Genomic DNA, 10,925 nt, shown 5'->3' with positions numbered 1-10,925 from the left:
CACAAGGGAGTGAGCCGAGATGGCGCGAACCAGCGAGCGCGGCGGGCCTCAGACACGCTCGAAGATCGCCGAGGTCGCGGCACGACTGTTCATCGACCGCGGCTTCGACGAGGTGACCGTGGCCGAGGTCGCGCGCGAAGCGGGCGTCTCGAGCGTCACGGTCTTCAATCACTTCCCGCGCAAGGAAGACCTGTTTCTCGATCGGGCCGTGGATGCCGAGGAGCTCGTGCGTACGGCCGTGCGCGACCGCGCTTCGGGCGGCGACGTGCTCGACTCCCTGCACGCCGCGACCCTGCGGCTCATCGAGGATGGACATCCGCTCTCGGGCCTCGACGATCGGTCGATTCCGTTCTTTCGCACCGTCGCGGCATCATCCGCGCTCGTCGCGCGGGCTCGGGACATCGCGGCCGAACTCCAGGGCGTGCTTCGGGAAGAGCTTGAGCGCGATGCCGACTTTGAGGACGACGCCGCACTATTCGCATGCTTCTTCGTCGCCGGCTACACCACTGTGCTCGTGGAAACCGCAGGCCGCCTCATCGCGGGGGAGCGGAGGGACGAGGTCGTGGCCGACCATCGCGCACGGTTCGAGCGCCTGTTCGACGCGCTCCGGCGGGGAGTAGCACCCGGGCTCTGACTCAGGAGGCGTCGTCCAGAGCCCCGTCGTCGCGCAGGGTGCGGCCGTCCGCCTCGTCTCTGGCGCGCTTGCGCTCCAGCCTGCGGCTTCGACGCGTGTCGCGTGGCGGCAGCTTGACGTCGTCCTCGGCGGCGACGCCGGCACTCAACTGGCGCACGCGCACGAGTTCGGAATCGAGCTCGGCGCCCAGCACGAGCACGAGGTTGCTGAGATAGAGCCAGAGCAGCATCGCGATGCCACCGCCCAGCCAGCCGTAGATCTTGTCGTAGCTCGAGACGTTCGCGGCGTAGAAGGCGAACCCCGCCGTCACCACCGCCCATCCGGCGAGCGCGAGCGTGGCGCCCCAGCTCACCCAGCGAAAGCGCGGTCGAGACACGTTCGGGGTGAAGTAGTACAGCACGCCGATGATGAGCACGGCGAGTATCGCCAGGAGCACCCAGCGTCCGCCGTCCCAGACGTCGATCCACGGAGCGCCGAATCCCAGGGTCTTGCCCATTGCCGTGACGACGCGACGCGTGAACAGGAGGATCGCGACGATGAGCGAGAAGACGGCAACGAGCGGAACGGTGAGCAGGAGCATGAGGCCGCGAAACTTCCAGAACGGCCGACCCTCCTCCACCTCATAGGCTCCGTTCACCGCACGACCGAATGCCGTCGCATAGGCGGATGTCGACCACACCGTCAGCGCGATGCCGACGATGAGTCCCCATCCGGGATTGGGGATGTGCGTGAACTGGGTGAGCGGCTGAGAGAGCATGGCCACGGTCGAGTCCCGCGCGACGGTGTTGATCGCGTCGAGCAGGTCGACGACCGCGCCCTTCCTGTGATCGAACAGCGCGAGTGCCGACACGACGGCGAGGGTCGCGGGAAACGTGGCGAGCGCCGCAAAGAAGGTGAGGGCCGCGGCGCTGTCGATGCCACGGTGGCGCACGAAACCGTTCCAGGAGCGCCGCAGCGCGTACATCCAGACGGGGAGACCGATGCCGCGAGTGGTCTCCTCGCCAGGCGGCACGGCTACTCCACTTCGCGGTTGGCGTCGAGCTCCGCCTGCTCAGGGTTGACCTCGTCCAGTTCGACCCTCTCATCCGGGTCGACGGTGGGTCCCTGAATCTTCTCCTCGCCGTCGAGATCGACCTCCCGCTCGTCGTCGGGGTGCGGTTCGTATTCCCTGTCGCTGGTCATCGGATCGCCTTTCGTCAGCCTCTATCTTCCTTCGCATCGCGCCCGGGCGCATCCGGCAAGCGTCCAGCCGAGCGTCAGCGCGAGCGCCAGAGGTGTAGTCCCGCGTAGCTGCGCCACGGCGCCCAGCGCGCGCCATAGTCGGCAAGCCCACGCGCGGTCGAGGGGAGCCCGAGCTTCGCGGCGCTCTGCAGCATCACGAGATCGCTCGTGAGCAGCACGTCGGGGTTTCCGAGCACCCGCATCGCGAGGTAGCCGGCGGTCCATGGCCCCACGCCGGGTAGGGCGACGAGTCTCGCTGTCAGTTCGTCCACCGGCATCCCGATGTCGAGCACGAGCGAGCCGGATGCGAGTGCCTCGGCCACCCCGAGCACGGTCGCGATGCGGGACGCCGGGCCTCGAAGCACGCCCCGACCCTCTTCGGCGATTCGTGCCGCGGTGGGGAACAGCCGCGTGCCGCTCGCCTCGTCGCCCTCGCCGAGCTCGGCCGCGATCCTGCCGAGCACGGTGCGCGCGGCCTTCACCGAGATCTGCTGCCCGATCAGGGTGCGGAACAGCGTCTCCTCGGCGTCGAGGCTGCCGGGCAGTCGGATTCCCGGGCGAACGTGCACCGAGGGGGCGAGCGCGGGGTCGGCCGAGAGCGCCGCGTCGATCGCCGCGGCATCCGCGTCGAGGTCGAAGAGCAGGCGCACGCGGGAGACGAGGGACGCGAGATCCGTGACGTTGTCGAGCCGGGCGGTGCAGCGCAGCGCCGTCGCGCCCGGGGTCGTCTGGTCGAGCGCGAGGTCGACGGTGGCCGTGCCGTGCGGCAGCCGCACGGCTCGCCGGAAGTGCGATTCGGCCGCGGCATCGAAGCTGGTTTCGATGCCGGGAATGGCGTGGTCGGCGAAGAAGCGCATCAGTCCGGCTCCGTCGAAGGGCTGGCGGGCGGGAAGACGCAGCGTGATCGAGGTCGCGCGCGCGGCTCCCGGTGTCTCGAGCGAGTGCGGCCGCCGGGCCCCGCGGCGTCGTGCCCGCGCGATCCCGAGCGCTCGAAGTTCGGTTGGCGTCGTCTCGTATACCGCGAGCACGGTGTCATTGAACTGGCGGATGCTCGCGAAGCCGGCCGCGAAGGCCACGTCCGCGATCGGCAGTTCGGTGCTCGTGAGCAGGGTTCGCGCGGTCTGCGCCCGATTCGCGCGGGCGAGCGCGAGCGGACCGGCGCCGAGCTCCTGCACCAGTACACGACCGAGGTGGCGAGGCGTGTAGCCCAGCCGGCTCGCGAGGCCCGAGACGCCCTCTCGCTCGACCACGCCATCCGCGATGAGGCGCATGGCGCGCGCCGCGAGGTCATCGTGCAGCCGCCAGTCCGAGGATCCGGGTACGGCGTCGGGCAGGCAGCGCTTGCACGCGCGCAGCCCGGCCTCGTGCGCGGCGGCGGCGGTGCGATAGAAGGTGACGTTGGTGGGCCTCGGCGTCGTGGCCGGGCAACTCGGTCGGCAGTAGATGCCGGTGGAGTGCACGCCCGTGATGAACTGGCCGTCGAAGCGGGAGTCGCGCGACGACATGGCGCGATAGCGCTCCGCAAAGAGCGGATCGTTGACGGCGATGACGGCCGGAGTCGCGTTCATGCCTCCACTGTGACACGTGCGGCCGAGAGGCACTAGCGGAAATCAGACATGACTCGGCATGGGGCTGCCGCGCTGCCGGGATCCGGACGCCGGGCCGCCGCGGGCTAGATTGGACGCATGACAACAACGGCGTCGGCGGGCCCGCGAGAGGGCGTGGTCGTCGTCGGCAGTGCCAATCAGGACCTCGTCTTCGCGGCCGACCGCATCCCGTTGCCCGGCGAGACGCTGCTCGCGAGAAGCGCCGCTCGTTACCCCGGCGGCAAGGGCCTGAACCAGGCCGTCGCGGCGGCGAGAGCGGGTGCGGCAACGACCTTCATCGCGGCACTCGGCCGAGACGATGCAGGCGAGCAGCTGGCCGAGACGATCACGACCGTGGGCATCGCACGCGAACTCGTGCGCCGCGTAGACGAGCCGACCGGGCAGGCCTTCATCGTCGTGAACCCGGCCGGGGAGAACACGATCATCGTCGCGAGCGGCGCGAATGCGGGCATGCTGCACCTGACCGAGGCAGACCGCACGGCGCTCGCCGCGGCATCCGTGCTGCTGTTGCAGCTCGAGCTGCCCCTCGCGATCGTCGTCGAAGCAGCGAGGGCGGCGAAGGCGGCGGGCACGACGGTCGTGCTCAATGCGGCTCCCGCGCAGCCGCTCCCCGATGACCTCCTGGCGGCGCTCGATTACCTCATCGTGAACGAGCACGAGGCGAGCGAGCTGGGCGGGTCGAGCGACCTCGCGGCAGCCTCGCGCAGCCTCGCGTCACGCGTACCGCGCCTGGTCGTCACCGTCGGTGCGGAGGGCTCCGTGCTGTTCGACGCGGGAGCGGAACTCGCGCGGGTCGCGGCCTTCCCGGTGACCCCCGTGGACACCACCGGCGCGGGAGACACGTTCTGTGGCGCCTTCGCCTCGGCCATCGCCGAGGGTCGGGACTTCGCGGGGGCCGCGCGCTTCGCCAGTGCGGCGGCGGCCCTCTCGGTGCAGACCGAGGGCGCCGTGCCCTCGATTCCGGAGCGCGATCGCATCGAGGCTCGACTGTCGCAAGCGGTGGGGCAGTCCTGATGGCGAGTGAGAGTGCCGGCGTGCTCGCGGCGCTGCGCGACGGCCTCGGAGACGCTGTATCCGTCGAGACGGAAGCGCTCGACTCCGCGCGCGAGGACAAGTCCGGCCACCGATCCACGGACGCGCCGCTCGCCATCGTCACGGCCCGCAGCGTGGGCGACGTGCAGGCCACGCTGCGCATCGCGAACGAGTTCGGCGTGGCCGTGGTGCCGCGGGGCGCGGGAACCGGTCTCGCGGGTGGCGCGACCGCCGGCCGCGGCGAGATCGTGCTGTCCACCCTCGCGATGGATCGCATCCTCGAGGTGTCGGCGGCGGACGAGCTCGCGGTCGTCGAGCCCGGCATCCTGAACGCGGATTTCAACGCCGCGCTCGAGGCCGACGGTCTCTGGTTCGCGCCGGATCCCGCGAGTAAGGCGATCTCCACGGTCGGCGGCAACATCGCCACGAACGCGGGCGGTCTGCTGTGCGCGAAGTACGGCGTGACGCGCGAGGCGGTGCTCGGACTCAAGGTCGTGCTCGCCGACGGACGCCTGCTGACGCTCGGCCACCGCAGCGTGAAGGGCGTCACCGGCCTCGACCTCACGGCGCTCATGATCGGCTCGGAGGGCACGCTCGGCGTGATCGTCGAGGCGACGGTCAAGCTGCGACCCCTCGTGCGGGGAACCGTGGCGACGATTGGCGCCCACTTCTCGGACGTGGCGGCCGCGGCCTCCGCCTCTGCCGCCATCACGGCCGCCGGCCTCCATCCCGCCGCGATGGAACTGCTCGACGCGGCATCGCTTCGGGCGATCGGTGCGAAACTCGGCCTCGATCTGATCGGGCGAGGCAATGCCTGGCTGCTGGTGCAGACGGATGGCGCCGCGAGCGCGAGCGAGGCGGCCGAGGCGCTCGAGATCGTCCGTTCCTTCGGCGGCGATGCGGAGCTCAGCACCGATGCCGCCGAGGGGGAGCGGCTGCTCGCGATCCGCAGGGCATTCCACCCCTCACTCGAGGCGCTGGGAACGGTGCTCATCGAGGACATTGCCGTGCCGAGAAGTGCGCTGCCCCGAATGTTCGAGTCGATTGCGCGAATCGGCAAGCAGTTCGGCCTGTCGATCCCCACGGTCGCGCATGCCGGGGACGGCAACCTGCACCCGAACTTCGTGTACGAGGCGGATGACACGGGTGTCGTGCCTGACCGAGTCTGGGCCGCGGCCGACGCGCTGTTCCAGGAGGCGCTTGCGCTCGGCGGCACGCTCACGGGCGAGCACGGCGTCGGCATCCTGAAGAAACGGTGGCTCGGCAACGAGCTCGGGGGCGACCAGCTCGCGCTCCAGAGGCAGATCAAGGCTGTCTTCGACCCGCGCGGAATCCTGAATCCGGGCAAGGTGTTCTGAGGCCGCTTTCGGCGCTCGCGCGGGCGTCTTTCGGGGAATACCTCCAATGGCATCCCGGTTGTCTTGTACATGCAATCTAAGACAGCACAGGCAGCAGTGGCCCGCCCCGGCGGAAGCACCGTGCGATTTGTGCCCGACGCCGTCGCGATCGGCGGCAGGGCCGTCGTCGGCACGATCGACGCGGTCGGTCCGGATGTCATCGGGTTCGCTCCGGGCGACCGCGTCGCGAGCCTCGGCGCGCGCGCGGACCTCGCCGAGGTGCACCTCCTCGACTCGGAGAACCTCATCGGCATCCCTCGCGACGTCACGGCCGAGCAGGCCGCGGCGTTCCTGCCACAGGGACTCGTTGCCCGCGTGCTGGTCAAGGAGGCTCACGCCGTTGGCGGTCGTGAGACCGTGCTCGTGCACGCCGCCGCGGGCCCCCTCGGCTCGCTCGTCGTCGCCTGGGCGAAGTCGCTCGGTGCCACCGTGATCGCAACCGTCGGATCCAGCGAATCGCGTCCCATCGCATCCCGTGCCGGCGCCGACGAGGTCATCGTCTTCGGTGAGGACGACGTTGAGGCGCGAGTGCGCCAATACACCGAGGGACGCGGCGTCGACGTCGTCTACGACGGAGTCGGTACGGCCACCTGGGAGGCCTCGCTGGGCTCGCTGCGGCGTGGGGGCGAACTCGTGCTCTGTGGTCGCGCCGCCGAGACGCAGCACGGCTCCGAGGCCGCTCGCGAGCGCGAGGTCACCATCCTGCGACCGCGACTGTCCGAGCACCTTCGTGGCGGCAGCATCCAGCAGGGTGCGGCCGACCTGTTCCTCGCGATTCGCTCCGGGGTCTTCGACGGCGTCGAGGTCGCGCCCCTCGTCAGGAGCCCGCGCTCCGTGGCGCTCGCGGCCTGAGTCCGGCCGGTCGGTGTGTACGTCGCCAACTCGCGGCGTCATGCGGATGCATCGAGGCCGCCGGATTCCCTAGGCTGGCACCATGACGTTCCTCCCGATTCCGAGCGACGAAGCTCTTTCCACGTCACGCCGCGCGTGGCTGGAGCTCAAGGACGAACTGGTTCCCTGGATCGGCGAACGCGCATTCACGCTGTTCTGCTACTCGATCTCCCGGGCCAACCGGTGCGAGAACGATGCCCTCGCGTTCCGCAGAGCACTCATCGACTCCGGCGACGCGCCGGAGAACCCGGAGGTCACCGAGGCGGAGCAGTTGCTCGTCGACTGGGGCAGGCTCATCGTGACGAATGCACACGACATTCCCGCCGATTTCTACGCGAGGCTCGAGGAGACCTTCAGCCCCGAGCGTCGACTCACTCTCCTCGCTTTCGCCGGGCAGATGCTCGCGAGCAATCTGGTCAACACCGTCGGGCGCGTTCCGCTCGATCCGGCCCTCGAGCCGTATCGGGCGTCATCCTCGAACTGAGCGGCGCACGCCCGCGCCTTCCGGCGACTAAACTTGAATGCCGGAATTCAAGGGACATCAATACGTGAGCGACGCAGAACTACTTCATGAGCGTGAGTACGTCCGAGGACTCTACGCCCGGCTCGACCAGTTGCAGGCGGAGGCGGAAGACCAGCTCGCCGCCGTGCGAAAACTCGACGTCGGCGGCAACCACCAGAGCCGCTCAGAGCGCGACACCTTCGCCAGGATGTACGAGGACCGCATCGTGCAGTTGCGCGAGGTCAACGAACGCCTCGCTTTCGGCCGCATCGAATTTGCCCCCGAAGTCACGAGCGACGGGGAGCACAGCGACGAGTCGGCGCTGCGCTACATCGGTCGCATAGGACTGCGCGACGAGAACCTGCAGCCGATTCTGCTCGACTGGCGTGTTCCGCAGGCGAGCGCGTTCTACCAGGCCACCGCCGCGACTCCGCTCGGCGCGCGCGCGAGGCGGCACCTGATCTCGAAGGGCCGCGACATCATCCGTGTCGAAGACGACATCTTCGACCCCGAACTGCTCGACGCCGACGCCTCGACGCTGCAGGGCGAGGGGGCGCTGCTGGCGGCGCTCACCGCGCAGAGAACCGGGCGGATGTCCGACATCGTCGCCACGATCCAGGCCGAGCAGGATCGCATCATCCGCTCCGATCTCGGCGGCGTGCTCGTGGTGCAGGGTGGCCCCGGAACGGGCAAGACCGCGGTCGCGCTTCACCGTGCGGCGTACCTGCTGTATTCGCACCGCGATCGGCTGCGCAATTCCGGCGTGCTCATCGTCGGGCCATCCCGATCGTTCCTGCAGTACATCGAGTCGGTGCTGCCCTCTCTCGGCGAGACCGGCGTCGTGCTCGCGAGCGTCGGACAGCTGTTCCCCGGCGTCGACACGAGCGCCGAGGACGCGCCGGCCATGGCCGCGCTCAAGGGCAGCACCGCCATGGTCGACCTCGTCGCTCGTGCCGTGCGCTCGCGGCAGCGCGTGCCTGCCGAGGTGCAGGAGCTCGACATCAATGGCGATCGCCTCCGTCTCGATCCGCACGTGATCGCAAGTGCCGTGCAGAAGGCCCGAGAGACCGGCAAGCCGCACAACGAGGCTCGCGTGACCTTCGTCAAGAGTGCGCTCAACCAGCTCACGCGACGCTGGGCCGAGCAACTTCGAGACGCCGGCAACTCGCTCGACGAGAGCGACTATCCGATGCTGCGGGAAGACCTCCGCACCGCGCACGACGTGCGGGTGGCGCTCAACACCGCCTGGCTGCCGCTCACGCCGGAGAAGCTCCTGCGCGACCTCTACGCGCGGCCACAGTGGCTGGCAGAACTCACCCCCGACTGGAGTCCTGAGCGGCGTGCGCTGCTGCGCCGCGACCGCGATGCACCGCTCACGGTCTCCGACATTCCGCTGCTCGACGAGGCCGCAGAACACCTCGGCGAGTACGACCTGGTGGATGCCGCGAAGAAGCGCGAAGAGAAACTGCAGCGCAAGCGGGACATCGACAACGCGGAGCACGCAATCGAGAACATGCAGGTCGGCGGCCTCGTGAACGCGCAGACGCTCGCGGACAACTTTGCGGAGCTCGGCGATCGGCTCAGCACGGCCGAGCGAGCCGCTGCCGACCGCAGCTGGACCTACGGTCACATCGTCGTCGACGAGGCGCAGGAACTCTCACCGATGCAGTGGCGCATGCTGTTGCGCCGCGGCCCGTTGCGCTCGTTCACGATCGTGGGAGACATCGCGCAGGCCGCTTCTGCCTCCGCCGCACCGAACTGGCGCGTCGCGCTCGAGCCGCTCATCGGCAGCTCGCCCGAGGGCGAGCGCTGGAGGCTTGAGGAGCTCACCGTCAACTACCGCACGCCCAGCCAGATCGCGGCTGCGGCGGAGGACATGGCGATTGCGCACGGCCTCCCGGTGACGCCGGCGAAGTCGGTGCGCGAGAGCGAGTGGCCCGTGGTGGTCAAGACGGATGTCGTGCAGGCGGTGCGAGACGATCGTGCGATCGACGACACGGGCACGCTCGCGGTCATCGCCGGCCCGGAGCGACTCGCGGAGCTCTACGACCGCCTCGCACCGGAGTTCGGCACCCTCGTCGGTCTCGGTGCCGAAGGCCTCGCGAAGGCGATCGTCGTGCTGAGCCCGCAAGAGTCGAAGGGGCTGGAGTTCGACGCGGTCGTACTGGTCGACCCGGCCGGAATCGCCTCGAGCCAGCGGGGCGCCGCGGCACTCTACGTGGCCATGACAAGGCCGACGCAGCGACTCACCCTCATCGCGGACGGTGAACTCCCGACCGGTCTCTGAACCGGCGGCCGCTACGGCCTCGGGTGCAGCGCGTCGTAGTGCAAGAAGCTGCGCTGCCAGCGCACGAGGGTCGCGACGAGGACGATGATGACGATCCCGCCGAGCACCGGCGGCAACCACAGCGCTCCGAGTGCCGCGACGACGCCGATGTAGATGTCGCCGACCCTCGGGCCCCCGGTGACGACCACGGTGAAGATTCCCTGCAGGCGACCGCGCATGTTGTCGGGCACGGCGACCTGCAGCATGGTCATGCGGTAGATGGAGCTGACGTTGTCCGCCGCGCCGGCCCCGGCAAGCAGCACGGAGGCGACAATGATCGCGGGCAGATTGGGCTCGCTCGCAGGCCGCGCCGCGAGGCTCGCGATCAGCAGCACGAGCCCGAAGGCAGCGGTGAACGCGCCGTAGATCACGATCGCGATGCCGATGGCACGCCCCTGCCGCCTCACCTGGCCGACCTTGCCCGAGAGAAGGCTGCACAGGAGCGCCCCGATCGCGCCGGCCGCGGTCAGGATGCCCACGGTGACCGCGCCGCCGCCCAACACGAGCGCGCCGACAGCCGGGAACAGCACTCGCGGCTGCCCGAAGCTCATCGCGATGATGTCGACGATGAACGACATCCGGATGTTCGGCGCGGTGCGCAGGAACGCCAGGCCGTACTTCAGCGACTCGAGTCCCGGTCGGTGGATCTCGCCCTCCGGCGTGATGCGCGGCAGGGAGACGATGCCGAGGAAGGCCGCGAGGAAGAGCACGACGTCGGCGGTGTAGGTCCACGCGAAACCCACGCTCGCGACGAGTATGCCGGCCAGCGCGGGGCCCACGGTGATCATGAGGCCGGAGCTGATGCCACCCAGCGCGGATGCGGCGGGGAGGAGTCGCTCTGGCAGGATTCGGGGGAGCACCGCCATGCGCACCGTGCCGATCATCGTGGCCGCCACCGCATTGAGCGTCGTGAGCAGGTAGAACGGCCAGACGACCTCGACGCCCGTCCAGGCGAGCGTCGCGAGGCCGATGGTCGAACCCCACGCGACCACGGCCGCGATGATCATCAGCAGGCGTCGATCGAAGGCATCGGCGAGCATCCCGCCGTAGAGGCCCGCGAACACCATGGGCACGAGGGCGAACGCCCCGACGAGCGCGACCGCGAAGGTCGACGCGGTGATGTCGTAGATGTGCAGTCCCACCGCGAGGATGGTCATCTGCGCGCCGATGCCCGAGATCGCGTTGCCTGCCCAGAGTCGCGCGAAGGCCGGGCTCTCGCGCAGGGGACTGAGGTCGATGAAGACGCCGCGCCTGGCGCTCTGCGGTTCGGAATCTGTGCTCACTGTGCCCAATTCTGCTGCATGCTGGGATGCTG

The 10,925-nt window shown here is 69.5% G+C and carries 10 protein-coding genes; 6 read left to right on the top strand and 4 right to left on the bottom strand.

All coding sequences use genetic code 11. From position 1 onward, the window contains the following. Positions 1-19 precede the first annotated feature (19 nt). On the top strand, positions 20-634 hold the full coding sequence (locus ABUA37_RS06695) for a TetR/AcrR family transcriptional regulator (RefSeq protein ID WP_349898348.1): 615 nt from the start codon (positions 20-22) through the stop codon (positions 632-634). Position 635: 1 nt separating this feature from the next. On the opposite strand, the gene ABUA37_RS06690 is transcribed toward ABUA37_RS06695, so the two are convergent. From ABUA37_RS06690 to ABUA37_RS06680, 3 genes are all read right to left on the bottom strand, one after another. Further along, entirely contained in the window at positions 636-1,646 is a 1,011-nt protein-coding gene (locus tag ABUA37_RS06690) for a YihY/virulence factor BrkB family protein (RefSeq protein ID WP_349898347.1), read from the bottom strand. 2 nt (positions 1,647-1,648) lie between these two features. Further along, a complete protein-coding gene (locus tag ABUA37_RS06685) occupies positions 1,649-1,816 on the bottom strand; it encodes a hypothetical protein (protein ID WP_349898346.1) in 168 nt (55 codons plus the stop codon). A 74-nt stretch (positions 1,817-1,890) separates the two neighbouring features. After that, positions 1,891-3,423 carry an AlkA N-terminal domain-containing protein gene (locus ABUA37_RS06680; protein ID WP_349898345.1) on the bottom strand — a complete coding sequence of 511 codons (1,533 nt, stop codon included), beginning with the start codon at positions 3,421-3,423 and terminating at the stop codon, positions 1,891-1,893. Between the two features lie 117 nt (positions 3,424-3,540). On the opposite strand from ABUA37_RS06680, the gene ABUA37_RS06675 reads away from it, so the two are divergent. The 5 genes from ABUA37_RS06675 to ABUA37_RS06655 all read left to right on the top strand — a co-directional run bounded on the left by ABUA37_RS06675 (position 3,541) and on the right by ABUA37_RS06655 (position 9,571). Further along, on the top strand, positions 3,541-4,476 hold the full coding sequence (locus ABUA37_RS06675) for a ribokinase (protein WP_349898344.1): 936 nt from the start codon (positions 3,541-3,543) through the stop codon (positions 4,474-4,476). Then, positions 4,476-5,852: an FAD-binding oxidoreductase gene (locus ABUA37_RS06670; RefSeq protein ID WP_349898343.1), complete on the top strand. Its 1,377-nt coding sequence runs from the start codon at positions 4,476-4,478 to the stop codon at positions 5,850-5,852. Before ABUA37_RS06675 ends, ABUA37_RS06670 begins: the two co-directional genes overlap by 1 nt. Positions 5,853-5,972: 120 nt before the next feature. After that, entirely contained in the window at positions 5,973-6,743 is a 771-nt protein-coding gene (locus ABUA37_RS06665; protein ID WP_349898342.1) for a zinc-binding dehydrogenase, read from the top strand. An 82-nt stretch (positions 6,744-6,825) separates the two neighbouring features. Continuing rightward, entirely contained in the window at positions 6,826-7,266 is a 441-nt protein-coding gene (locus ABUA37_RS06660) for a hypothetical protein (RefSeq protein WP_349898341.1), read from the top strand. Between the two features lie 37 nt (positions 7,267-7,303). Further along, positions 7,304-9,571: a HelD family protein gene (locus ABUA37_RS06655; RefSeq protein ID WP_455430379.1), complete on the top strand. Its 2,268-nt coding sequence runs from the start codon at positions 7,304-7,306 to the stop codon at positions 9,569-9,571. An 11-nt stretch (positions 9,572-9,582) separates the two neighbouring features. Here ABUA37_RS06655 and ABUA37_RS06650 read toward each other — a convergent pair whose 3' ends face one another. Further along, positions 9,583-10,893 carry an MFS transporter gene (locus ABUA37_RS06650; RefSeq protein ID WP_349898339.1) on the bottom strand — a complete coding sequence of 437 codons (1,311 nt, stop codon included), beginning with the start codon at positions 10,891-10,893 and terminating at the stop codon, positions 9,583-9,585. Between the last annotated feature and the right edge of the window lie 32 nt (positions 10,894-10,925).

This window comes from Parafrigoribacterium soli (assembly GCF_040227235.1).
GTDB lineage: Bacteria > Actinomycetota > Actinomycetes > Actinomycetales > Microbacteriaceae > Parafrigoribacterium_A > Parafrigoribacterium_A soli.
The sequence above is the reverse complement of the archived record's forward strand: the minus strand, read 5'-3'. Positions and strand labels throughout refer to the sequence as shown.

Bases quoted from the DNA above. Each gene is read 5' to 3' on its own strand.
- ABUA37_RS06695 (WP_349898348.1), top strand. From the start codon at position 20: ATGGCGCGAACCAGCGAGCGCGGCGGGCCTCAGACACGCTCGAAGATC.
- ABUA37_RS06685 (WP_349898346.1), bottom strand. From the start codon at position 1,816: ATGACCAGCGACAGGGAATACGAACCGCACCCCGACGACGAGCGGGAG.
- ABUA37_RS06680 (WP_349898345.1), bottom strand. From the start codon at position 3,423: ATGAACGCGACTCCGGCCGTCATCGCCGTCAACGATCCGCTCTTTGCG.
- ABUA37_RS06675 (WP_349898344.1), top strand. From the start codon at position 3,541: ATGACAACAACGGCGTCGGCGGGCCCGCGAGAGGGCGTGGTCGTCGTC.
- ABUA37_RS06670 (WP_349898343.1), top strand. From the start codon at position 4,476: ATGGCGAGTGAGAGTGCCGGCGTGCTCGCGGCGCTGCGCGACGGCCTC.
- ABUA37_RS06660 (WP_349898341.1), top strand. From the start codon at position 6,826: ATGACGTTCCTCCCGATTCCGAGCGACGAAGCTCTTTCCACGTCACGC.
- ABUA37_RS06655 (WP_455430379.1), top strand. From the start codon at position 7,304: ATGCCGGAATTCAAGGGACATCAATACGTGAGCGACGCAGAACTACTT.